Origin of the sequence: Clostridium sp. 2218st1_F5_2218SCRN_220325 (assembly GCF_039062665.1) — a bacterium.
Lineage (GTDB): Bacteria > Bacillota > Clostridia > Peptostreptococcales > Peptostreptococcaceae > Intestinibacter.
The window spans coordinates 25800-49556 of record NZ_JBCLNH010000013.1 but is presented as its reverse complement, the minus strand read 5'-3'; the positions used below and the strand labels follow the sequence as shown (position 1 = coordinate 49556).

25 protein-coding genes and 1 other annotated feature are annotated in these 23757 nt (G+C 28.9%); of the genes, 2 read left to right on the top strand and 23 right to left on the bottom strand.

Going from position 1 to position 23757, the window contains the following annotated elements:
* On the bottom strand, positions 1-690 hold a 690-nt coding region (locus ABCM86_RS08955), incomplete at its 3' end, for an SH3 domain-containing protein (protein WP_343003865.1).
* A gap of 283 nt (positions 691-973) precedes the next feature.
* On the opposite strand from ABCM86_RS08955, the gene ABCM86_RS08950 reads away from it, so the two are divergent.
* Entirely contained in the window at positions 974-1720 is a 747-nt protein-coding gene (locus ABCM86_RS08950; protein ID WP_343003864.1) for an NAD-dependent protein deacylase, read from the top strand.
* 141 nt (positions 1721-1861) lie between these two features.
* Here the strand turns inward: ABCM86_RS08950 and ABCM86_RS08945 are convergent, their stop codons facing one another.
* Entirely contained in the window at positions 1862-2032 is a 171-nt protein-coding gene (locus ABCM86_RS08945) for a hypothetical protein (protein WP_195930233.1), read from the bottom strand.
* Between the two features lie 163 nt (positions 2033-2195).
* Here ABCM86_RS08945 and ABCM86_RS08940 point away from each other — a divergent pair, with 163 nt between their 5' ends.
* On the top strand, positions 2196-2339 hold the full coding sequence (locus tag ABCM86_RS08940) for a hypothetical protein (protein WP_022072466.1): 144 nt from the start codon (positions 2196-2198) through the stop codon (positions 2337-2339).
* A gap of 61 nt (positions 2340-2400) precedes the next feature.
* On the opposite strand, the gene ABCM86_RS08935 is transcribed toward ABCM86_RS08940, so the two are convergent.
* From ABCM86_RS08935 to codY, 21 genes are all read right to left on the bottom strand, one after another.
* On the bottom strand, positions 2401-3231 hold the full coding sequence (locus ABCM86_RS08935) for a transposase (protein ID WP_343003863.1): 831 nt from the start codon (positions 3229-3231) through the stop codon (positions 2401-2403).
* Positions 3232-3385: 154 nt separating this feature from the next.
* Positions 3386-3577 carry a transposase gene (locus ABCM86_RS08930; RefSeq protein WP_295572699.1) on the bottom strand — a complete coding sequence of 64 codons (192 nt, stop codon included), beginning with the start codon at positions 3575-3577 and terminating at the stop codon, positions 3386-3388.
* Between the two features lie 320 nt (positions 3578-3897).
* A complete protein-coding gene (locus tag ABCM86_RS08925) occupies positions 3898-4095 on the bottom strand; it encodes a hypothetical protein (RefSeq protein WP_295572653.1) in 198 nt (65 codons plus the stop codon).
* Positions 4096-4115: 20 nt separating this feature from the next.
* On the bottom strand, positions 4116-4649 hold the full coding sequence (gene scpB / locus ABCM86_RS08920; RefSeq protein WP_343003862.1) for an SMC-Scp complex subunit ScpB: 534 nt from the start codon (positions 4647-4649) through the stop codon (positions 4116-4118).
* Position 4650: 1 nt separating this feature from the next.
* A complete protein-coding gene (locus ABCM86_RS08915) occupies positions 4651-5376 on the bottom strand; it encodes a segregation/condensation protein A (protein ID WP_195931755.1) in 726 nt (241 codons plus the stop codon).
* Complete coding sequence (locus ABCM86_RS08910; protein ID WP_195931754.1) at positions 5377-5976, bottom strand: site-2 protease family protein; 600 nt, start codon at positions 5974-5976, stop codon at positions 5377-5379.
* 386 nt (positions 5977-6362) lie between these two features.
* Entirely contained in the window at positions 6363-7514 is a 1152-nt protein-coding gene (locus ABCM86_RS08905) for a D-alanyl-D-alanine carboxypeptidase family protein (RefSeq protein WP_195929108.1), read from the bottom strand.
* Between the two features lie 123 nt (positions 7515-7637).
* Entirely contained in the window at positions 7638-9314 is a 1677-nt protein-coding gene (locus tag ABCM86_RS08900; RefSeq protein WP_195929106.1) for a ribonuclease J, read from the bottom strand.
* Positions 9315-9615: 301 nt separating this feature from the next.
* Complete coding sequence (locus tag ABCM86_RS08895) at positions 9616-10059, bottom strand: Fur family transcriptional regulator (RefSeq protein ID WP_195929104.1); 444 nt, start codon at positions 10057-10059, stop codon at positions 9616-9618.
* A gap of 197 nt (positions 10060-10256) precedes the next feature.
* Positions 10257-10547 (bottom strand): DUF1292 domain-containing protein, encoded by a 291-nt coding sequence (locus ABCM86_RS08890; protein ID WP_330593176.1) that lies wholly within the window; start codon positions 10545-10547, stop codon positions 10257-10259.
* Between the two features lie 109 nt (positions 10548-10656).
* On the bottom strand, positions 10657-11082 hold the full coding sequence (ruvX, locus tag ABCM86_RS08885; protein ID WP_195929102.1) for a Holliday junction resolvase RuvX: 426 nt from the start codon (positions 11080-11082) through the stop codon (positions 10657-10659).
* Positions 11083-11184: 102 nt separating this feature from the next.
* Entirely contained in the window at positions 11185-13389 is a 2205-nt protein-coding gene (locus ABCM86_RS08880) for a hypothetical protein (protein ID WP_343003861.1), read from the bottom strand.
* Positions 13390-13431: 42 nt separating this feature from the next.
* Positions 13432-13692, bottom strand: coding sequence for an IreB family regulatory phosphoprotein (locus ABCM86_RS08875; RefSeq protein ID WP_195929098.1), 261 nt, complete (start codon positions 13690-13692; stop codon positions 13432-13434).
* Between the two features lie 73 nt (positions 13693-13765).
* Positions 13766-16405, bottom strand: coding sequence for an alanine--tRNA ligase (alaS, locus tag ABCM86_RS08870; RefSeq protein WP_343003860.1), 2640 nt, complete (start codon positions 16403-16405; stop codon positions 13766-13768).
* Between the two features lie 67 nt (positions 16406-16472).
* Positions 16473-16690, bottom strand: a binding site (T-box leader).
* A 119-nt stretch (positions 16691-16809) separates the two neighbouring features.
* On the bottom strand, positions 16810-17898 hold the full coding sequence (mnmA, locus tag ABCM86_RS08865) for a tRNA 2-thiouridine(34) synthase MnmA (RefSeq protein WP_295572632.1): 1089 nt from the start codon (positions 17896-17898) through the stop codon (positions 16810-16812).
* A 147-nt stretch (positions 17899-18045) separates the two neighbouring features.
* Positions 18046-18492, bottom strand: coding sequence for a Fe-S cluster assembly scaffold protein NifU (gene nifU / locus ABCM86_RS08860; RefSeq protein WP_195929092.1), 447 nt, complete (start codon positions 18490-18492; stop codon positions 18046-18048).
* 155 nt (positions 18493-18647) lie between these two features.
* Positions 18648-19847 carry a cysteine desulfurase NifS gene (nifS, locus tag ABCM86_RS08855; RefSeq protein ID WP_195929090.1) on the bottom strand — a complete coding sequence of 400 codons (1200 nt, stop codon included), beginning with the start codon at positions 19845-19847 and terminating at the stop codon, positions 18648-18650.
* Between the two features lie 12 nt (positions 19848-19859).
* The gene (locus ABCM86_RS08850; protein WP_195929088.1) at positions 19860-20333 is read right to left on the bottom strand and encodes an Rrf2 family transcriptional regulator; all 474 of its coding nucleotides are present in this window, start codon (positions 20331-20333) and stop codon (positions 19860-19862) included.
* A 159-nt stretch (positions 20334-20492) separates the two neighbouring features.
* Complete coding sequence (locus ABCM86_RS08845; RefSeq protein WP_295675924.1) at positions 20493-21269, bottom strand: GNAT family N-acetyltransferase; 777 nt, start codon at positions 21267-21269, stop codon at positions 20493-20495.
* Positions 21270-21539: 270 nt separating this feature from the next.
* Positions 21540-22808 (bottom strand): replication-associated recombination protein A, encoded by a 1269-nt coding sequence (locus tag ABCM86_RS08840; RefSeq protein WP_295734165.1) that lies wholly within the window; start codon positions 22806-22808, stop codon positions 21540-21542.
* A gap of 89 nt (positions 22809-22897) precedes the next feature.
* Positions 22898-23683, bottom strand: coding sequence for a GTP-sensing pleiotropic transcriptional regulator CodY (gene codY / locus ABCM86_RS08835; protein WP_195929082.1), 786 nt, complete (start codon positions 23681-23683; stop codon positions 22898-22900).
* Between the last annotated feature and the right edge of the window lie 74 nt (positions 23684-23757).

The following is a 23757-nucleotide window of genomic DNA, read 5'->3' as shown; positions in this document are numbered from 1 at the left end:
TGCATTTACATATTTTATTTGTATAGTTTCAACTTTTTTATCACTTAGATATTCTGCTGAAACATATCCTATCTCATTATTGTGTTTTATTTTTGCCCAATTATTTTCTATTGATATAACTTCTACTTTAGCATCTTGTTTTAATGTATCTATTATGCTATAAGTTGTACTTGGTCCACTTCTTACGTTTAATGTTGTTGCATTTACATATTTTATTTGTGTAACTTCTTCAACTTTTTTATCACTTAGATATTGATTTGAAACATATCCTGTCTTTGAGTTGTATTTTATTTTTGCCCAACCATCTTCTACAGATATAACTTCTACCTGTGTATCTTTAGTTAAAACCTCTATTATGCTATAACTTGTAGATGGACCACTTCTCATATTTAATGAAGAAATAGAAACTACTTTAGTAGTTGTTGTATTTTGACTTGTTTGTATATACTTAGAACTAGCCCAACCATTTTTACCATCTTTAGTTGTTATCTTGTACCATCCATCAGCAGAATCCTCCACTGTAACATTATCACCTTTATTTACTATAAATTTAGTTGTATAAGATGTCGCTGGTCCGCTTCTTACATTTAATGAAGTGGCTGTAACTATACCTTGATTTGATTGTGCATTAATTGTTCCTGCAAAAAGCTGTAAAACAGCCATACTAGTTATAATTGTTTTCTTATTCATATTCTAATATATATCTCCTTCCCTTTATTTTCTACTCCAACACATATACATTATAATTGCATATTCCTTTATTTACAATTTAAATCTATGTATTCCTCTTGTGGTAAATAATGTTACAACCCTCAAATCAGCTAAATATCTTATATAGACCTCTAATGGCTAAATATCAATAAAATATAACTAAAATTTTAAATATTTTTAAATACAACAAATCATTCAATTATTTATAAATATCTGATAATTTGATATTATATAATTATAGATTAATTTAGGAGGTCAAAAAATGAATGATAAAATAGACAAATTAAAAGAACTAATAGAAAAAAGTGACAATATAGTTTTCTTTGGTGGAGCAGGAGTATCTACCGAATCAAATATTCCTGATTTTCGAAGTTCTTCTGGATTATTTAGTCAAAAGTTAAATAAAAACTTCACTCCTGAACAATTAGTTTCACATACTTTCTTTGTGAACTATCCTGAAGAATTTTTTAAATTCTATAAAGATAAATTAATATATCAAGATGCAAAGCCCAATAATGCCCATAAGGCACTTTCAAAACTTGAAGAAATGGGCAAATTAAAAGCAATTGTAACTCAAAATATAGATGGACTTCATCAAATGGCTGGAAGTAAAACTGTTTATGAACTTCACGGTTCTGTACATAGAAATTACTGCACAAAATGTCATAAATTCTTTGACTTGGATTCTATGCTTGCTCTTGATGGAAATATTCCTCATTGTGATAAATGTGGCGGTGTTGTAAAGCCTGATGTCGTTTTATATGAAGAAGGATTAGATAATGCCACTATTGAAGGCGCTATAAGAGCTATAAGTTCTGCTGATTTACTTATTATAGGAGGGACTTCTCTTGTTGTTTATCCCGCTGCTAGCTTTATAAATTATTATAGAGGAAAAGATATGGTTTTAATTAATAAAAGTTCTACTGGATATGATAATGATGCTTCTTTAGTTATAAATGATGCTATAGGGGAAGTTTTAAAAGAAGCTGTTTTAGATGTTTACAAATAGTAAATTTAATCAATATGATTTATGATATAAAAAGGAATACCAAAATGAATTACTTTGGTATTCCTTTTAAATTTAAGGAGATCGTCGTGAGTTTATTTTACGCCGTACTTTTAATATAAAGTTTAATTTATAAATCATAGTTTATTCAAAATAATTTTCGTATTTTAATTTATAAATTGAAATAGCTTCAGGCCATGCTTCTAAATTGCTTATTCCTTTAGTTTTAGCTATTGATAAAGCTATTTTTTTTAGTTTTGTCGCTTCTCTTATAATGTCCATTTTACACCTCTTTGCAACTTTCTTCTTAATCATTATTACTATTCCCTTTTTTCATATAAAATACTAATTTATTTTAAATTTTACAGTATATTTTTTAATATATTATTTTTAAATATATTTTAAAGATAATATGTGCTACAATCACCTTATAAATAACTTTTATTTAAATTTCTAATAATGACTATAGGAGGACAAAATGGATATATCTATAATGGCAGATGAATTAATCAACTACTATCTTATAATTGCACACAAGGATATTTCAGATTCTTTACAAGAGAAATCTGATGAAGAAATAAAAGCGCTTTATTACGATACATTTGGCGAAGATGAGGAATAATGATAAACAAAAAGGGGATGTCGCACGAACAATAAAAAATTCGTTCTGCGGTAGCCTTTTTTTAACTTAAATTTAATGTATTTTTTAGTGTTTTATAAGGGAAATTTACTTTTAAAATATAAAAATATACACCATCAGAAAGTACATTTTTATTACCACGACTTAAAAATCTTTTAAATTGCATATTTTGTTTCACTTGAGCGAAAGCTCCTTCCGCTTGTATGATTCTATTCATTCTTAATTTACGCCCTTCGGGATTAGTAATTCTCTCTAAGTTTTCTTTTTGTTTTTTATGAAATAATTTAGATACTTGTAGATTTTTAGTTCTTTGCTCAATAGGTATTTTACTATTGTTTCCTTTAATACACTTTTTCTTATATTCACAATTACTACAATCTTCACAAGTGTAACAAGTTATTTTACTTTTATATTCAGTTTTTGATTTTCTATTAATTGTTCCACTTACGTATAACTTTTTATTATTTTTACAAATGTAATAATCATCTTTTTCGCAGTAAATCATATTTTCTTTTCTGCCAATATCATTTCTATACTTTTTTGTTTTTTTAATTTCATAATCAGATGTCTTTAGAAAAGATAATTGCTGATTATCTTCTAAAAATACATAATTTTCTTCGCTTTCATATCCTGAATCTGCTATTACTTTAGAATACTTAAATCCAGTATGTTTTTCGATTGATTTTAAAAAAGGTATTAAGGTTGTTGTATCTGTAGTTTGAGGTCCAACACTTGCCCAAACTATATATTCAGAATCAACACCAAATTGAACATTATATGCTGGTTTAAGTTGTCCATTTCTCATATGGTCTTCTTTCATTCGCATAAATGTTGCATCTTTATCTGTTTTTGAATAGCTATTTCTTTGACCCATTATGTATAAATCTTTAGTATATTTTTTCAATCGATTAATATATTCATTTAATTTTTCTATAGCCTTTTGAATAAGTGATTTCCTTCTTCCTTTACCATGGACAAAAACTATATTTTCTTTAATTGATAAGTGTTTAAGCTTTTTAAAAGTTTTTTCAAATGATACTTTTTAATCTTATTTTTGTAAATTGAGCCATTAGGCTTTCGCATACTGGTGCAAAATGAATACTACGAAATCTTGCAATTGTTGAATGGTCTGGAGCGGAGGCTCCGCCTAAAAGATACATAAAATTAATATCCCTTTTACACGAAGTTTCAATTTTTCTAGATGAGTAAATATTATTCATATTTGCGTATATTATAATTTTCAAAAGTTGTCTTGGGGTTACTGAATTTCCTCGAATACGAGAATAAATCTGATATAATTTTTCTAAATTCATCTCCTCTATAATTTGACTTAACAACACCTCACAGAATCATCTTTTGGTATTAAAGAATCAATATTTAATAATGATTTTAATTGATAATTATTTTCTGAAATAGTATAATCTACTTGTATAGTATTGTGTTTGGTCATACAATTATTATACAAAAAGGGCATCGCCCTATTTCTTAGTGCGACAGCCCTTTTTTAATTTCTTTAAGGATCTTTATGATAAAGATTTCTTTATTTATTATTTTGTCTATTATTTTGCTTGTTGTTTTTTCTAAAGATATTTCTTACAAAGGATGCCCAACATAAAGCTGCAACCATCCACAATACCCCTTTAAGTATATTGCCTGAATTTATTGTATTAATTCCAAATAAAATACTTGCTATACACATTATCGCCCCTATTACTATCGATAAACTTATATTTTTCATATTGATTCCCCCTAAAAGATCTAATCTATATTTTCTTCAAATTCTTCAATTGGAGGTAAATCTTCTAACTTTTCAATATGTAAAAGCTTTAAAAATTCATCTGTAGTTCTATATATTATAGGTTTTCCTATTTTATTTAGTCTACCAGCTTCTCTTATTAAAGAATTTTCAAGTAGAGTTTGTAAAACTTTATCACATTTTACACCTCTTATATTTTCAATCTCAACCTTTGTTATAGGTTGTTTGTATGCAATTATAGTCAATGACTCCAATGTTGCTTGACTTAAAGTCTTTTTTCGTTTTGGTTCCAACACTTTTTTTATGTATGGAGTAAAATCTTTATTAGTACACATTTGGTATCTATCTTCTAGCTTTATAATTTGTATACCTCGATTTTGTTGTTCATATTCATCTTTCAATAAATTTAACATATATTCTATTTCTTTTGGAGAAAGTTCTTCATTAATGGCATAATTTAATTCCTTTATACTTATTGGTTCTCCATATGCAAACATTATTGATTCTATAATAGATTTTATTTCACTTCTGCTCATATTAATTCTCCAAATTCTTTTTAATAATAATATCTTCAAAGAAGTTTTCTTGTACTACAACTATTTCCTTAGCTTTTATAAGCTCAAGTAGTGATAAAAATGTAGCTATCACTTCATCTTTTGTATTATCTTTTATTATATTGTTAAAGCTTATTTTATCTGCGGTAGTTAATATATTTTGTATATATTCTATCTTTTCTTCAACAGATATTATTTTTCCTCTTACTATTTTATTTAATCTTTCATCTTTTTTAGTTTCTTCTTCAACATTTTTTACCTTAAATATATATGGAAGTATAGATTTTATAGATTCGATAGATATTTCGCTTAAATCCATCTTATCATCTATTATTACTTCTTCTCTAGTTCTGTAATATGGTTGATTTAAATAATCTACATTGTCTTTTATCACTTCACTAGCTTTTTTATATTTCTTATATTCTTTTAATTGCTCCATCAGTTCAAGTCTTGGGTCTTCTTCTTCGTCTAAATCTCTTTGTGAAAACAGTAGATACTTTGATTTTATTTCTAATAGCTTAGTAGCCATAGTAATAAAATCACTTGTAACTTCTAAGTCCATAGATTCTAACATATTTATATATGCTAGATACTGTTTTGTAATTTCGATTATAGAAATATCCTTGATATCTATCTTTTGTTTAGATATCATATCACAAAGTAAATCTAGTGGACCGTCATATACGTTTAAATGTATGCTGTATTTCATCTATATAACGTGTGTTACGCTTCTCACGATAGACCAGAATATATTTACTAATGGAGATGTTATATAAGAACTTAAATTTGTAAATAATAATACAATTAATACTATATATCCTACATTTTCATATTTAATTTCAAATTCTCTAAATTTATAAGGTAAAAAACTAGAAATAACGCCCCATCCATCAAGTGGAGGAACTGGAAGTAAGTTAAATGCAGCAAACCATAGGTTATAGTTTAGTGCTGTAGCTGCTATTAATGAAATAGAATACATAGTACTATATTTTACAATCATAGCACAAATTATTGCACCTACTAAGTTTCCAAAAGCCCCAGCTAATGAAACTATACAATTTCCAACCCTATAATTTTTAAAATTATTTGGATTTACTGGCACTGGTTTTGCCCATCCAAAATGGAATATCATAAGCATTATTAAACCTACTAAATCGACATGTCTAGATGGATTAATAGTCATTCTTCCTGCTCTTTTAGCTGTATCATCACCTAGTAAATACGCTGCAAATGCATGACCAAATTCATGTATTGTCATTGCAAATACTATACCTACTAGAGATACTAAAATACTACTTAAATAATTCATTTAAATTTCTCTCCTAGTCATTTTTTAGATAATAATATTATTATAACAATAATAATATCTTTAATCAAAATAATTTAAATATAAATAGTAATTTAATTATTCTATTATATTTTATAATAAACTGAAATCTTCTTAAAAACCTTAATTATAAATACAATTTAAAATATATAATATATATACATTATAAAAAAATTCACTACGTTCATGGCGCCAACGAATTAGAGATTAGGTTGCTTTAGTTAATAACTTGGAAATTATATATTATTCACACAACAGATACTATATAATTTCATCAGAATTAAAAAATCCTCTCTGTGATATTTATCTAAAATAGATTTTTATCATAAAGAGGATTTTTTATTCTTTTAAAATATATTTATTTTTTATTAAAGTATATTTTCTGCTAGTCGTTTTAACATTTGTAAGTAACTTGCTTTTTCTATAGGCTTATTGTTTACAAGTTCTACTTCATCTACTAATTTATTATCTTGATAAATCATAGCTTTTCCTAATACAGTTCCTTTTTTTATAGGAAGTTTTATATCGTCGTTTATTTTTATCTTTTTAGTAAATTCTTTAGAATCTCCTTTTTTAATTAATATTCCTAAATCATCTTTTGCCACTAAATCGATATTTTCTTCATCTGCTTTTCTCATTTTTAATGTATATAGTTTTTCATCTTTAGAGCATATTTTTATACTTTCATAATTTGCAAATCCATAATCTAAAAGTGTAGATGCATCTTTAAATCGCTCTTGAGAAGTTTCTCCTCTCAATACGACTGCAACAAGGTGAGTTTTGCCTCGTTTTGCAGATGCTGATACACAGTATTTTGCAGCCCCTGTAAATCCAGTTTTTACTCCTGTTGCACCATTGTAGTATTTTATCATCTTATTTGTATTAGCAAGACCTATTTTCGCTTGTTTTTTACCTACAACAACGCTATCCATCCATGTAGTTAAATATTTTTCTATCATTTGATGTTTTAATAACTCTCTCGACATAAGTGCTATATCATATGCTGATGTATAGTGGTTATCTACTGGCAATCCATTTGTGTTAACGAAATTTGTATCCTTCATTCCAAGTTCTTTTGCTTTATTATTCATCATATCCACAAATTCTTCTACACTGCCACCTATATATTCAGCCATAGCTACACAAGCATCGTTTGCTGACGCTACAGCTATTCCTTTTAAAAGTGTATCTACAGTTTGAGTTTCATTTGGTTCTAAGAAAATTTGACTTCCGCCCATTGAAGATGCAGTCTCGCTTATTGTAACCTCATCTGTCAATTTTATTTTTCCACTTTCTATAGCTTCACATATAAGTAGCATAGTCATAACTTTTGTTACACTAGCAGGAGGTAGTTTTTCGTGACAATCTTTTTCATATAAGACTTGTCCACTTGTAACATCCATAAGGACAGCAGATTTACACTTTAGATTTAAGTTGGCTGAATTGTTATCTGCAAATACTAGAGTACTTTGGCTAATAATAAGTATTATTGCTAAAAATACGCCTATAAATTTCTTCATAATGTCACCTCTTCAAATGATTATTCTATATATAGTATATTTTCCAAAATCAGAAATTTATAATTAGTGTATTATTGGCAAGCAAAAAGGGATGCTAAAAATTAGCATCCCTTTAATCTATTTCTATACTTCCATTATGATCGGTAATATCATTGGATTTCTCTTAGTTTTTGTGTACAGATATTCTTTAAGATTTTCTTTTATATTATTTTTTAAATAAGCCCATTCTTTTATATTTTTTTCTTCACATTCATTTAAGACGTCTTTTATTACAGTTTTTGCTCCATCCATTAGATCTTCTGATTCTCTAACATATACAAATCCTCTTGAGATTATATCTGGACCTGCTAAAACTTTTCCGTCTTCTTTTGAAATAGTTACAACAACTATCATTAATCCATCTTCTGATAGATGTTTTCTATCTCTTAAAACTATATTTCCAACATCTCCAACACCTAAACCATCTACTAAAACATTTCCTATTGGAACTGTAGTAGTAACTTTCGCAGAATTTTTATCTAATTCTAGAACTTGGCCTGTTTGCATTACAAATATATTTTCTGCTGGCATTCCCACTTCTTGAGCTAGCTCAGAATGTCTTTTTAACATTCTGTACTCACCATGCACTGGCATAAAGAATTTAGGTTTTGCCATAACATTTATTAATTTTAATTCTTCTTGAGATGCATGACCAGAAACGTGTATATCAGCGATATCGTTGTATACTACTCTTGCACCTTTTTCGAATAATAAATTTATAACTTTTGAAATTAATTTTTCATTTCCTGGTATTGGATGAGCTGATATTATTACTAAATCCCCAGCTTTAATTTCTACTTTTTTGTGTTCGCTACTTGCCATTCTCGCAAGTGCAGACATAGGCTCTCCTTGAGTCCCTGTAGTTATAATTACAAGCTCACTATCATTATATTTAGATATATCGTTTAAATCAACTAACATTTCATCTTCTATATCTAAATACCCCAATTCTCTAGCAACACCTATCACGTTAACCATAGATCTACCTGATATAGCTACTTTTCTGTTGCATTTTTTAGCCATATCTATTATTTGTTGTAGTCTGTGTATATTAGAAGAGAATGTTGCTACTATTATTCTACTATCACCAGCTCTTCTAAATAAATCATCTAGTCCAGCTCCTACTGTTCTCTCTGACATAGTATATCCAGGTCTTTCAACATTAGTACTATCTGCTAGTAATAAAAGTACTCCTTCTTGACCTAATTCGCATATTCTATGTAAGTCCATAATATCTCCATCGATTGGAGTTAAATCTATTTTGAAATCCCCTGTATGGTATATAATACCTTGGTCTGTATGAACTGCTATAGAACATGCCCCTGGTATACTATGGTTGTTTTTAATAAACTCAACGCTCATATTTGCAAGTTTAATTATTTGTCTAGGAGTAACTACATTTAATTTAGCTGTACTTAATTTATGCTCCTTTAATTTAACTTGTATTAATCCTATACTAAGCATCGTCCCATATACAGGTACATCGATTTTCTTTAGGATGTATGGAAGAGCTCCTATATGATCCTCATGACCGTGTGTTATAAAAATACCTTTAATCTTGTCGCGGTTTTGAAGTAGGTAAGTGATATCTGGTATAACGATATCCACCCCTAGCATCTCGTCTTCTGGGAAACTAAGACCTGCATCGATTACAATTATCTCGTCTTTGTATTCGATTAAAGTCATGTTTTTACCTATCTCGTTAAGACCACCTAAAGCCATCACCTTTATCTTGTTGGTGTTTTTCTTAAACAATTGCATCCTCTCCTCTGTCTATTCAATTTTAAATTTACAAAAAAAAATAATATTAAATCACGTACACTTTTACCAGCTGATTTTATTGTATCATAAATTCGAAGATATTTTAACCCATAATCGTAATACATTTCTCTAATTATTATGACAAGACTTATAATCATTTAAATTTCAATCAATAAAATCTTTAATCTATAAAAATAAAAAATTATTTATTCTAAAATTACTCTAAAAAATTTTTAAGTTGTATGTTTTTAATTTATTAGTTTATATTTTATTTTCAAAAAATATAAGCCCCGTTCAGGACTTATATTTTTTGACAATCTTCACATATTCCGAAAAACTTAATATCATGGTCTGTAACATTGAATTTATATTGTTGACGGATTAACTCTTCTATTCCATCTAATAAATCCTCTTTTGTTTCTATAATCCTACCACATTTTTCGCATATTAAGTGATGATGATTATGTTTTTCGTCTTTATTAAGACGTATTTCATATCTTATGCATCCATCATCTAAATTTAATTTAGAAAGTAACCCTACTTCACTTAAAAGTTGTATTGTTCTATAAACGGTTGCTAGTCCTATTTCTGGACAAGAAACTCTTACCATGTCATATATCTCTTCACTACTTAAATGTTTATCGTCATTTTCTAATAGTATTTCTAATATAGCCCTTCTCTGTGGTGTAATTTTAAAACCAGTTTCCTTAAGTCTACCTTTTATGCTTTCTATTGATTCTTTCATAAACTCACCTATTTTCAACTGATAATCTCTTTTAATTATTTTACGATATTTTATTTATTTTGTCAACGTTTCATTTGATTTTAACTTCTGATAATTCAAGTAATTTCAACTATTGAAGATATTTATTTTTTGATATTAAATCTTATTTAAAACAAAAAATGAGGAGCATAAGCCCCCCATTTGTAATCAATTCTCAATTAGAATTGGTCGTCATTTAATCCTTCTTCATCCATTAATGTATTGTAAACATCAACAACTATTTGATATTCTTCTTCATCTTCTAATGGAACTAATATATCTCCATTTTCATCAGAATCAATTCTAAATACTAATGCTACATCTTCATCATCGTCATAAGATTCTTCATCTAATGGTAATAATATAGCGTATTCTTTCCCTTCTGCTTCTAAAGTTAAGCATACTTCAAATTGAACCTCTTGTCCATCTTCATCTAATAATGTTATTATATTTTCGTTCATTTCGTTCATGTCTTTCTCCTTTTATAAATAAATTTATTGATATAATTTTTCATTTTTTATCATGATATATAATTATATATCATAAATAGAAATTTTAACATATTTTATTTAATATAATTTAAAATTTTGACTTGCTATCTAAATAACCTTGTAATATTATTACTGCAGCTAACATATCTATTACTTTTTTTCTCTTTTTACGGCTTACATCACCTTCTATAAGAGATCTTTCTGCTGCTACTGTTGTCAATCTTTCATCCCAAAAATCAATTTCTAATCCTGTTTCTTCTTTTATTAAATCACAGAATTTTAAAACTTTTTCTCCTTGTGGTCCTAAAGTACCATTCATATTTTTTGGAAGACCTGATACAATTTTATTTACTTGTCTTTCTTTTATTATGTTTTTTAATTCTTCGATGTCTTTTTTCTTAGACTCTCTTCTTATAGTTTTTACACCTTGTGCTGTTATACCCATTATATCACTTACAGCAACTCCTATTGTCTTGTCACCTATATCTAGGCCCATTATTCTTCCATCTAACATATTGTTCTCCTTAATCAATTAATTATTCGTATATTTAGTTTAGCTTTGTCTTAAAAAAATTAGTCAGGTTAATCCTGACTAATTTTTGATTTTCAGAAAAATTTATTCTGTATCTTTATTTTTATCAAATAAACTCATATTAATACTAATTATTATAAGAGGAATTAGTATATAAATCGCCGCTGTAGATGCAGCTACTATTCCTGAATCATTTACTAGTAATGTTACTATACATCCTACAAATGAAGCCATAAATCCTTTAAATATCATAGGATATCTGTCATGGATTTTTTTGAAGTATCCAGATGGTTTAAATATAAGAGCTCCAATTATAACAATACTTACAATTAGTATATTTACCCATACACTTGATTTAGCTAACTTCATATTCATTTGTATTTTTCTTCCAAATGTATTGATTATAGCTGCTGGACCTTCTTGAATTATTTGATTAGTAAATACTGATAAATGAGATTCACTTCCCATTAAGAAATCTAATCCTGCAAATGCTACAACAACTAATACTGTAGCTACTCCTATCATAATTATTTTCTTTAAGTCTAACTTAACATCAAATATAAGAAGTATAAATAATAAATAAGCTACACATTCTGATATAGCCCCTCCAACATTTGCTCCCATTGAAGGCATCGCACTAGTAACTAGTATAATTATAGATAATACGACTGCTAACCATTTAGGTATTTTTTTGTAGTTTAATAAAACAGCTAATGCAAATACAGCACTTGCGATAGTAACACCTTCATATTCGTTACCTACGCCATAATATCTAGCTCCATTTATAGCATCATAACTCATTATATTGCTCTTCATAAGTGGAGTTCCTATTATACAGTCAAGTATAATCAATCCTATTGTTAAAAACGCATAGAATCCCATTTGTTTAATATCATCCTTTTTAAATACTGTAGATCCTATTACGTAGTAGATAATTGTTGCTATTAATACTCCTGTTACTAATCCAGTTTGAGTTTTAAATTGGAATATTGGTGCAGTTAAAAATGCTAACGGCATTATAAGTCCTAATTTTATAAACTCTTTTAGAATTTTAAATATTTGGTCTCTACCTAGACCTTTTTCTTTTTTAGGTATTTTATTTTTAAATAATAATGCTATCATAGCTATAACCCATGATGCAGATACTATTCCTACATAAGTGTTTACAACTGATGCTCTTATGCTGTTTATTGAGACAATTCTCTTAAAGTCATTTGTAAGTTTTTCGATTCCATTTTCAGCTTGTACAGTTTTAAATGCTTTTCCTATCATTAACTCATTTTTTATTCCAAATTCATTTAAAATATCTACACCTATATCGATATTACTCACTATACCGTTATTTCTAGTTGTAGCTGATTCTAATAGGCCATATCCGTCTTTTGTAAACTTCATAACTGGCGCTAATCTTCTTTTATTTAGATTATCTAAGTTACTTTGGAATTCACTTACTATATATACAGTATCATTTTCACCTACCATATCAAAGACTTCTGTCAAGTAATCGCTAACTCTTTTATATATTTCGTCTTGCATAGATTTGTAAGTATTTTCGTTTAGATTTTTTCTAAACTCATCTAATCTGTATGTATCTCCAAGTTCAACAAAAGTAATATCACTGTTTTCATAATATTTTTTTGTCTCTTTTTTTAGTTTTTCATAGTCAGTTGAGATACCATATGGCATAGTATTATCATTTTTATTTATGTTGTCGACATTTCCAGATTTAACCCTACCATACTTATCCATACATGTTAAAGCTAAATTTCTTATCTTTTTAAGTTCACCGTTTTTGATTATATCACTATTTCCAAGAAGCGCAACTTTTAAAGCATTTTCGTTTAATGTTGTTCCTAAAGTACCAAGAGTTGCACCATAACTTCCATAATCAGAGTTTTGATTTAAATCTCTATTTATTCTTAGATTATTGATAGCCCAAGGAGTTGCGCCTGTTACAGCTTTAAATTGTTCCTTTCCATCCTTATCTAAAGATTCAAATATTGTATAATCTTGGTCTAAAACATTAGCTCTTACACCTGCACCTATACTTGCAAAAGATTTTTGATCACTGTTTGATCCATCACCACGAGTAGTCATAAGGGCAACATAACCACTATCAGATGTCTTTTTTTGTATTATAGGTATCTCAAGTAAATGTTCTAAGCTTGTTCTATTTAAACTAATATATATTATTTTTCCCTGTTGGTTGGTGTCAGCATATACACTAGACATAGAAAAACTTAAAATTACCATTAGTGATAATAAAAGTGATATTAATTTTTTCTTCATTAAGTCAACCTCTTTCTATCCTACCTTGTAAGGTAAGCTGTTCTATTCTTTTGATAGATAGCTTTTTAATAGTTCTTTTAATAACTCATCTCTTTCGTATTTTTTTATTATGCTTCTTGCATTTCTATTGCTTGTTATATAGCTTGAGTCCCCAGAAAGTATATATCCTATAATTTGGTCAATAGGGTCATAACGTTTCTTTTCTTCTAATGCTTCATAAACATATTGTAAAGTTTCTTTTATGCTCAGTTTTTCTTCTGATATACCCTCAAATTTCATTGTGTAATCTAAATTTCTATCCATACTTAAAGCCCTCCATTAGTTAAAATCCCCAAAAGCTCAAATTATATAAGAGCTTTTGGTTATTTATAGACTATTATTTTATTTGGCTTTTTATAACCTCACAAGCATAGCTTAGAGCTTCATCTATTTTTGTAGCGTCAGTTGCTCCAGCTTGAGCCATGTTAGGTCTTCCGCCACCTTTACCGCCTGCAATTTGTGCTATTTCTTTTACTATGTTTCCACTGTGAATTCCTTTTTCTATAACATCTTTAGTTGCTGTAACTACGAAGTTAACTTTAGAATCACTAACATTAGAGATAGCTACTACACCGCTTTGTAATTTATCTCTTAAATTATCTGCCATTTCTTTTAATGAATTCATATCCATATCTTCAAATTTTGCAGTAAGTAAGCTTACTCCATTTATATCAACTTTTGAATCCATAAGTTTGTCAGCTGATTGTAAACTCATTTTAGCTTTTACTTCATGAAGTTCTTTTGCTAAAGATTTATTTTCTTCTACTATAGCTTGTGCTCTATTTACTAAGTTATCTTCTTTAGTTTTTAATGCAGAGCATGCTTCTTCGATTAATTCAGCTCTTGAATTTAAGTATTCATATACGCTTCTTCCTGTAATAGCTTCTATTCTTCTTACTCCAGCTGCTACTCCACCTTCAGATAATATTTTAAATAATCCTACTTGAGAAGTGTTTGTTAAGTGAGTACCACCACAAAGTTCTATAGAATAATCTCCCATAGATACAACTCTTACTTCATTTCCATATTTTTCACCAAATAGAGCCATTGCCCCTTTTTCTTTAGCTTCGTTTATTCCCATTACTTCACATTCTATATCAAGAGATTGTAAAATAACGTCATTTACTTTTCTTTCTATTATATCTAACTCTTCTTTTGATATTGGCTCAAAGTGAGTTATATCGAATCTTAATCTATCTGGAGTTACTAATGAACCAGCTTGGTTAACATGTTCTCCTAAAGTTTCTTTTAAAGCTTTGTGTAATAAGTGTGTAGCTGAATGGTTTCTAGCTGATGCCATTCTTATTTCTCTATTTACTAATGATTTTAATGCATCTTTAGTATTTATGCTACCTTTTTTAACAACACCTATGTGTTTTATTGTATTGTTTGCACCTTTTTTAGTAGTTATTACTTCAAATAATGCATTTTCGTTTTCTAATATACCAGAGTCACCTACTTGTCCCCCACCTTCAGCATAGAAAGTAGTTCTATCAAGTACTATTACTGCTTCATCACCTTCAGTTATAGTGTCTACTATTTCGTCACCTTTAACTATAGCAGTTACAACTCCTGTAGTAGATAAATGTTTATATCCTTCAAAAGTAGATGCTACTGAAGCGTCTAATGTAGAAAGTGGATCTTCTTTCCAGCTTTCACCTTCCATATTTCCTCTTGCACTTCTAGCTCTTTCTCTTTGTTTATCCATTTCTGCGTTGAATCCTTCTTCATCTAAATCAAATCCAACTTCTTCTAATATTTCTTGAGTTAAGTCCATTGGGAATCCATAAGTATCGTATAATTTGAATACTTTTTCTCCAGCTAATGTACTTTCGTTGTTTGCTTTTAATTCTTTTATATATCCGTTTAGTATTTCACTACCTTGGTCTATAGTTTCATTGAATTTTTCTTCTTCTATTTTTATAACTTTTTTGATGTAACCTTCTTTTTCTATAAGTTCTGGATAAGCTTCTCCACTTACTTCTTTAACTACATCAAATAAGTTGTATAAGTAATCTTCTTTTATTCCTAATAATTTACCGTGTCTTGCAGCTCTTCTTAATAATCTTCTAAGAACATATCCACGACCTTCGTTTGATGGAAGTATTCCATCAGCTATCATAAAGCTTGTTGCTCTTATGTGGTCAGTTATTATTCTTATTGATACATCACTTTTAGCATCTGAACCGTATTTAACACCTGATATTTTTTCTATTTCATCTATTATAGCTCTTATAGTGTCAACTTCGAATATATTGTCAACACCTTGCATTATACAACCTATTCTTTCAAGACCCATACCTGTATCTATATTTTTATGAGCAAGTTCTGGATAACTTCCATCTTCTTGTCTATCAAATTGAGTGAAAACTAAGTTCCAGAATTCTAAGTATCTATCACAGTCACATCCTGGTTTACAATCTGGATTATCACATCCGTATTCTTCACCTCTGTCATAGTATAATTCTGAACAAGGTCCACATGGTCCTAATCCTATTTCCCAGAAGTTATCGTCTTTTCCTAATCTAACTATTCTTTCTTGTGGTATAGTTGAGTATTTTAACCATAAGTCACGAGCTTCATCGTCATTTAAGTATACTGTAGCCCATATTTTTTCTTCTGGTATTTCTAAATGTTTAGTTACGAATTCCCAAGCCCATTTTATAGCATCTTCTTTGAAGTAATCTCCAAATGAGAAGTTACCCATCATTTCGAAGAATGTACCGTGTCTTGCAGTTTTACCTACGTTTTCTATATCTCCCGTTCTTATACATTTTTGAACTGTACTCATTCTATTTCTTGGTGGAACTTCAACTCCTGAGAAATAGTTTTTAAGTGGAGCCATCCCTGAGTTTATTAATAATAAACTTTTATCGTTTTTTGGTATTAAAGATGAACTCTTACCTACATAATGTCCTTTAGATTCGAAGAAATCTGTAAAAGATTTTCTAATCTCGTTGCAACCCATTTTTTTCATATTGCATTACCTCCTAAAATTTTCAAATATTATTTTCATAAAAAAAACCTCACGCCTATAAATAAATTATAGGGGCGAGGTATATTCGCGGTACCACCCTAATTACCACTAAAAAGTGGCATCTTCGGAAAACCTTAGCTATAACGTAACTACCGGCAATTCATACTAAGCTCCGAATTGCTACTCCAAGACTGCTTCAAATATCCTGTACTTAAAGGTTCTCACCATTTCCTTTTCTCTGTAAAGTCATATAAATATTTTACTACTTCTCTTCATTGTATTTTTATTTTATAAATTACTAATACTAATTTAAAGTATAAATCATATTTTGTCAATAAATAATTTACTTTTAAATTTTTCTTAATAAATTTGTCATCATAAATAATTATTTATGTCTTTTTATGTTAGAAACTACTTTCTATAATTCCTCCACCGACAACTTTATCTCCGTCATACATAACAACAGATTGTCCTTTTGTTATCGCTCTTTGAGCTTCGTCAAATACGATTTTTATTTTATCTTCAGCAACTTTATAAACTGTCGCATCAGCTGGTTTTGCTGCATATCTTACTTTTGCTTTTACTCTTATAGGTTCTTTTATATCTTCTATTGATATAAAGTTAACGTCTTTTGCGATTAAGTTGTATTGGAATAAGTCTGAGTTATCACCTAAGATAACTGTGTTGTTTTTAGCATTTATGTCTATTACAAACATAGGCTTACCAAATGCTATTCCTAGACCTTTTCTTTGGCCTATTGTGTAGTTTACTATTCCTTTATGTCTTCCTAAAACATTACCTTTAGTATCTACAAAATTACCTTCTTTTATACTTGTGTTTGAATGTCTTTTTACGTAGTTTGCATAGTCGTTGTCTTTTACGAAACATATTTCTTGACTATCTGGTTTATTGTGAACTACTAAGCCAAGTTCTTTAGCCATTTCTCTTACTTTTTCTTTTTCGAACTCACCTATTGGCAGTAGTGTATGTTCTAATTGATCTTGTGTTAGATTATATAGCGCATATGTTTGGTCTTTTTTATCTGTAACAGATTTAGTAAGAAGATATCTTCCTGTTTCTTCGTCTTTTTCTATTCTAGCGTAGTGACCTGTTGCTACATAATCACATCCTATTTGTCTAGCTCTTCTATATAGATCGTCAAATTTTATATGTTTATTACATGCTATACATGGATTTGGAGTTCTACCATTTATATATTCATCTATAAAATAATCGATTACTTTCTCTTTAAATACTTCTTTGAAGTTTAATACATAAAACGGTATGCCTAACTTTTGCGCAACGCTTCTAGCATCTTCTACGGCTTCTAAAGAGCAACATCCGCCATCATTTTCTATTAATTCGTACTCTTCATCATCTTGCCATAACTTCATAGTTACACCGATTACATCATATCCTTGTTCTTTTAATAAATAGGCAGCAACAGAACTATCTACTCCACCACTCATACCTATCATTACTTTCTTTTTCATATTTGTTTATCACCTCGTTTTTATATTATATCTATTTTGCAATAATTTTAAAAGCATTAAAACATTAATTATTAAAAAATCTATAAACAAGAAAAAATCTTTGAGATTATCCCAAAGATTTTTCTTATATTTATTTTAAAAATTTTCTTAGTCTTCGTCTTCTACTCCGTGGTCATGATCATGGTCATGGTCTGGTTCGAATCCTTCTAATTCTGGTATATCTATGTTATTTTTTTGAGCGTAGTCTACAAGTGCAGCTTTTATAGCTTGTTCTGCTAAAACTGAACAGTGCATTTTTACTGGTGGAAGTCCATCTAAAGCTTCTGCTACTGCTTTGTTAGTTAAAGCTAAAGCTTCATGTATACTTTTACCTTTTATAAGTTCTGTAGCCATTGATGAACTTGCTATTGCAGAACCGCATCCAAATGTTTGGAATTTAACGTCTTTTATTATATCATCTTCTACGTCTAAGAATATTTTCATTATATCCCCACATTTTGCGTTTCCTACTTCACCTACACCACTTGCATCTTCTATTTCTCCAACATTTCTTGGATGTAAGAAATGGTCCATTACTTTATCACTATATTGCATAATCTTAATCCTCCTAATTTTACTAATTTTTTATTTTTATCTATGAGTTAATATAAGTTAATTTCAATTTAAGCCCTATTTTGTGTATTTATTTTAATGTCATTTATTTCTTTTGTATATTTATTTTTTACCCATTATATCTATATATTAATCACTTATTTTTTTTCTTCTGGATGTTCTTTTATATATGTTTGATATAATGGAGATAATTCTCTAAGTCTAGCTATGATTGGTGGTAATGTTTCTAATACATAGTCTACATCTTCTTCAGTTGTAAAGTCACCAACTACAAGTCTTAAAGATCCATGAGCTAATTCATGTGGTAAACCTAAAGCCATAAGTACATGTGATGGATCTAATGAACCTGATGTACAAGCAGAACCTGAAGAACCAGCTATTCCAGCTTGGTCAAGAAGTAATAATATACCTTCACCTTCTATAAATTGGAATGATACATTTGCAGTACCTGGTAATCTATCTGTTTTATGACCGTTTATTCTTGTATGAGGTATTCTTTCTTGTAAACCATACATTAATTTATCTCTAAGTCTTGTAAGTTCTCTAACATGGTTTTCCATGTTGTTTTTAGCCATTTCAGCAGCTTTTCCATATCCTACTATTGCAGGAACATTTTCAGTACCGGCTCTTTTTCTTCTTTCTTGAGCTCCACCGTGCATGAAATTATGGATTTTTACACCTTTTTTGATGTATAAAGCTCCGATCCCTTTAGGTCCGTATATTTTATGTCCAGACATACTCATTAAGTCTACACCTAAATCTTTAACATCAACTGGTATATTACCACATGCTTGAACAGCATCTGTATGCATTAAAGCGCCATGTGCATGAGCTATTTCTGTTATTTCTTTTATAGGTTGTATAGTACCTATTTCGTTATTAGCATACATTACACTTACAAGTATTGTTTTGTCAGTTATAACGTTTTTTAATTGTTCTAAATCTACTTTACCATCAGCATCTACATCTAAGTATGTTACTTCAAATCCGTGAACTTTTTCTAAGTATTCACAAGTATGTAGTACTGCATGATGTTCTATTTTACTAGTTATTATATGATTTCCTTTATTTCTTCTAGCAAAAGCAGTTCCTTCTAAAGCCCAGTTATCACTTTCAGATCCACCGTTAGTGAAATATACTTCTCTTGGGTCTGCATTTATTAATGAAGCTACTTGAGCTCTCCCTTTATCTAAACCTTCTTTTGCTTCTCTACCGAATTGATGGAAACTTGAAGCATTTCCAAAGTAAGTAGTGTAATAAGGCATCATAGCCTCTAATACTTCAGACTTAACTGGAGTAGTTGCTGCATAGTCCATATATATTCTTCTTTTTTCCATGATTGTCATCTCCTATTTTTTTATTTCATTATTCATTAAACAATAAATATCATTCTCTAACCTATTTATATTATGAGTTTCATTATAATTGTTTACCATATCACAAAGTGTAATAGATTTCATAACATTGTCCATGGCATCTCTCATCTTTTCCCAGACTAATTTTGTTACACAACTGTCTGAGTTTTGACATGAGTCTTTATCTAGCAAACAATCAGATATTGATACAGGCCCTTCAAGTACAGTCAATATGTCATATACTGTTATTTCACTTGCTTTTCTAGATAATAGATACCCTCCTTGGGCACCTCTTACACTTTTTATTAAATTTGCTTTTTTTAGTTTTGAAAAAATCTGTTCTAAGTATTGCTCCGGTATATTTTGTTTGGCAGCAATATTTTTTATAGATACTGGCCCCTTACTATGATTAAGTGATAATTCAAACATAGCCTTGAGCCCATATCTACCTTTAGTTGATAGTTTCATTTTATCACCCTTTTTATTCCTACTTTTTTAGTAGGATTTATCTTACTGTTATAATTGTATTATACTCGAGTAATTTTGTCAACATTAATTTAGACTATTTTAGTCAGAATTAAATTATTTTTTTAAAGCATTGAAATTACTGTATTTAAAGTACTTTTTTTAATCTTTATAATATACTGTCCACTCATCTATTCTTTTAAACCCCAATTTTCGATATAGTTTTCCAGCTTCCTCATTGTCATAAAATAAACATGGCTTTATCCCTTCTTTTAAGAGTTCTTCGCATAATTTAATAAGACATTTTGTTGCTAGGCCTTGATTTCTATATTTGGGATGTGTTCCAACACCTATAATCATAGCTGTATTTTTATTTTCTGCAGTAGATTTTGCCATTGATATTATTTTTTTTCTATACTCAATGCAATAACCTCTACCGCTTTTTAAATTTGATCTTAAACCTTCTAAAGTCGTATTTTGAAATTCAGTTATTTGCTCATATAAATTCACTACTCTCTTTATATTAAATACATTTATTTTTTTTAATTTCAAATTACAATCAAGATCCTTATCCTCTTCATTTATCTCTTCAAGCTCACATAGATGTACTTTTCTATATTTTAATAATCCTAATTTTTCTGCAATTATATCGACACAACTGGATTTTCCACTTATCTCGCTAAATTCCATATCAGATATAAATTTACAAAATCCATCAACATCAAAGTCTTTATAAGCATAAAAAGTAAGATATTCAAAACATTTAAACAATATCCCTTTTATGTTCCCAAATTCATCTATGTCTGAATATATCTTATAAAATACATTTTCAAATCCATAATTCTGTATTTCTTGTAGGTTAAATGTATTAATCTCTTTTTCAAGATTTAAATATTCAATAACCTTCTTTTCATATTTTTTGTCTAATATTTTAATCATATGAATCCCCCAAATACGACTATCTCCAACCCCTGTCGTTTCATTTTATGTATTATAAATAAAGTTTTCTAACCTAATTATAAATATTACCATTTTTTTTATCAATAAATTCTCTAATAAAAAATAAATAAAAATTCACTGCGTTCATATCGCCAACGACTCCGTCCGTTGCTTTAATTAATAGGTTGGAAATTATACATTATCCACAAACCAGATAATGTATAATTTCCTTAGAATTAAAAAAGACAAACGTTATGTTTGTCTTTTAATTTATTTTTTTAAATTGTTCCAATATTGTTCATATGCCATTTCATTTTTATTATTTCCAGCTTTATAGTATTTTTTATCTTTGATAGCATCTGGGAGGTATTGTTGTTTTATATAGTTATTAGGATAATTGTGAGGATATTTATATTCAACACCTCTTCCTAATTTCGCCGCCCCTGCATAATGTGCATCTTTTAGATGATTCGGTATCTCACCTGTTTCTATATTGTCTAAATCGTATAATGCCATATCGATAGCCTCTGCTACTGAATTTGATTTCGGGCATCTTGCTAAATATACAGTAGCTTGTGCTAATGGCAATCTTGCCTCTGGAAATCCTAGTTTTAGTGCAGCTTCAACACATGCATTAGTTATTGTTATAGCTTGTGGCACAGCTAAACCTACATCTTCACTTGCAACACACAACAACCTTCTAATTATAGATTGGATATCTTGTGACTTTATAAGTCTAGCTAAATAATGTAGTGCCGCATTTTCATCAGAACCTCTGAGAGATTTATGAAAAGCTGATAATACAGAGTAGCTATCGTCACCTTTATTATCATAGTTTAATATTTTGACACTAGAACAATTTATAGTATCTTCTAATGTTATATTCACGCTATTTGTCCCTACATCAATTCCAATATTAAAAACTAACTCTAATTTATTTAATGCACTTCTCATATCGCCATTACAAGTCTCTGCTATATATCTAAGAGCTTCATCTTCTACATTTATATTTTCATATGTATACATTGGTTTTAATCTATTTACAGCTCTCTTTAAACCTAAGTATATATCTTGTTTTTGTATAGGCTTAAATTCAAATATAGTACTTCGACTTAGTATAGCTTTATAGACAACAAAATAAGGATTGTCTGCTGTGCTAGCAATTAAAGTAACAGAACCTTCTTCAATTACCTCCAACAATGCCTGCTGTTGTTTTTTATTTAGTGCTTGTATCTCATCTAGCATTAATATAATGCCGTTATATGAAAATAAATCTCTTTTACTATTATCTATAGCTTCTTTTATTTCTTTTACACCACAATTTACTGCATTTAATTTTATATATTTTTTACCTGTAACATTAGCTATTATATTTGCCAATGTCGTCTTTCCTGTTCCTGGTGGTCCATATAAAATCATATTTGGAATAGTTTTATTTTCAATTAATCTATTTATTATCTTTCCCTTTCCAATAATATGAGATTGTCCTACCATATCTTCTATAGTCTCTGGTCTTAATTTATCTGCTAAAGGTTGCATGTTGCCTCCTTATCTACTAAATAGTATAAATTTTTTATATCAAAAAATCCTTCTTTATATAAAGAAGGATTTCTAAAATTAATTTTTAATTAATAATTATTTCTTACTTTTTTTAATTCAGGTATTAATTTATCGTTAAGTATTTTTATATGAGTTCCCTTCATACCTAATGATCTAGATTCTATAACACCTGCACTCTCGAATTTTCTTAAAGCATTTACTATTACTGATCTTGTTATTCCAACTCTATCAGCTATTTTACTAGCTACTAATAGACCTTCATTTCCGTTTAATTCATTAAATATATGCTCTACAGCTTCAAGTTCAGAGTAAGAAAGCGTACCTATTGCCATTTGAACTACAGCTTTTTTACGCATTTCAACTTCTAATTCTTCACTTAAAGATTTTAATATTTCCATACCTATTACAGTAGCACTGTATTCTGATATAACTAAGTCATCATCGTTAAACACTTTGTCATATCTAGATAATACTAGTGATCCTAATCTTTGTCCACTTCCAAGTATAGGAACTATTGTAAGATATTTTTCACTTCTACTATGTTCATCTGGGAATAATTGAACTAATTTTTCTCCAGTTAAGTTATCTAGTGTTTCTGATATTTTAAGTAAGCTTTCGTTGTATTCAGTCGGGAATCTTTTTTGTTTAGTATCTTCATCTATTACAACTGAACTATCTTGTATATCTGTTAAATGTAATCCTAATACTTTCCCCTTTGTATTTAAAACATAAACATTGGCATCTAAAACTTCGCCTAATGTTTCTGCTAATCTGTCAAAAGATACTTTGCTTCCGCTGCTAGTTTGTAGAGTTTTATTAATTCTTCTCGTTTTTTGTAGTACTTCGCTTGCCATTTAATCCTCTCCTTAATTTAAGTCAATCTAAATATAAATCAAAATATAATAATGTTCATAATAACATTTATACA

Bases quoted from the DNA above. Each gene is read 5' to 3' on its own strand.
- ABCM86_RS08945 (WP_195930233.1), bottom strand. From the start codon at position 2,032: ATGATTAAGAAGAAAGTTGCAAAGAGGTGTAAAATGGACATTATAAGA.
- mnmA (WP_295572632.1), bottom strand. From the start codon at position 17,898: ATGAAAAAGAAAGTAATGATAGGTATGAGTGGTGGAGTAGATAGTTCT.
- codY (WP_195929082.1), bottom strand. From the start codon at position 23,683: ATGGCAAGCGAAGTACTACAAAAAACGAGAAGAATTAATAAAACTCTA.
- ABCM86_RS08890 (WP_330593176.1), bottom strand. From the start codon at position 10,547: ATGAACGAAATGAACGAAAATATAATAACATTATTAGATGAAGATGGA.
- scpB (WP_343003862.1), bottom strand. From the start codon at position 4,649: ATGAGCAGAAGTGAAATAAAATCTATTATAGAATCAATAATGTTTGCA.
- ABCM86_RS08845 (WP_295675924.1), bottom strand. From the start codon at position 21,269: ATGATTAAAATATTAGACAAAAAATATGAAAAGAAGGTTATTGAATAT.
- ABCM86_RS08875 (WP_195929098.1), bottom strand. From the start codon at position 13,692: ATGGATAGAAATTTAGATTACACAATGAAATTTGAGGGTATATCAGAA.
- ABCM86_RS08840 (WP_295734165.1), bottom strand. From the start codon at position 22,808: ATGCAACCTTTAGCAGATAAATTAAGACCAGAGACTATAGAAGATATG.
- ABCM86_RS08930 (WP_295572699.1), bottom strand. From the start codon at position 3,577: ATGAATAATATTTACTCATCTAGAAAAATTGAAACTTCGTGTAAAAGG.
- ABCM86_RS08925 (WP_295572653.1), bottom strand. From the start codon at position 4,095: ATGAAAAATATAAGTTTATCGATAGTAATAGGGGCGATAATGTGTATA.
- nifU (WP_195929092.1), bottom strand. From the start codon at position 18,492: ATGCAATATAGTGATAAAGTAATGGACCATTTCTTACATCCAAGAAAT.
- ABCM86_RS08900 (WP_195929106.1), bottom strand. From the start codon at position 9,314: ATGCAATTGTTTAAGAAAAACACCAACAAGATAAAGGTGATGGCTTTA.
- alaS (WP_343003860.1), bottom strand. From the start codon at position 16,405: ATGAAAAAAATGGGTTGCAACGAGATTAGAAAATCTTTTACAGATTTC.
- ABCM86_RS08905 (WP_195929108.1), bottom strand. From the start codon at position 7,514: ATGAAGAAATTTATAGGCGTATTTTTAGCAATAATACTTATTATTAGC.
- ABCM86_RS08880 (WP_343003861.1), bottom strand. From the start codon at position 13,389: ATGAAGAAAAAATTAATATCACTTTTATTATCACTAATGGTAATTTTA.
- ABCM86_RS08910 (WP_195931754.1), bottom strand. From the start codon at position 5,976: ATGAATTATTTAAGTAGTATTTTAGTATCTCTAGTAGGTATAGTATTT.
- ruvX (WP_195929102.1), bottom strand. From the start codon at position 11,082: ATGTTAGATGGAAGAATAATGGGCCTAGATATAGGTGACAAGACAATA.
- nifS (WP_195929090.1), bottom strand. From the start codon at position 19,847: ATGGAAAAAAGAAGAATATATATGGACTATGCAGCAACTACTCCAGTT.
- ABCM86_RS08940 (WP_022072466.1), top strand. From the start codon at position 2,196: ATGGATATATCTATAATGGCAGATGAATTAATCAACTACTATCTTATA.
- ABCM86_RS08950 (WP_343003864.1), top strand. From the start codon at position 974: ATGAATGATAAAATAGACAAATTAAAAGAACTAATAGAAAAAAGTGAC.
- ABCM86_RS08850 (WP_195929088.1), bottom strand. From the start codon at position 20,333: ATGAAACTATCAACTAAAGGTAGATATGGGCTCAAGGCTATGTTTGAA.
- ABCM86_RS08935 (WP_343003863.1), bottom strand. From the start codon at position 3,231: ATGGGTCAAAGAAATAGCTATTCAAAAACAGATAAAGATGCAACATTT.
- ABCM86_RS08915 (WP_195931755.1), bottom strand. From the start codon at position 5,376: ATGAAATACAGCATACATTTAAACGTATATGACGGTCCACTAGATTTA.
- ABCM86_RS08895 (WP_195929104.1), bottom strand. From the start codon at position 10,059: ATGAAAGAATCAATAGAAAGCATAAAAGGTAGACTTAAGGAAACTGGT.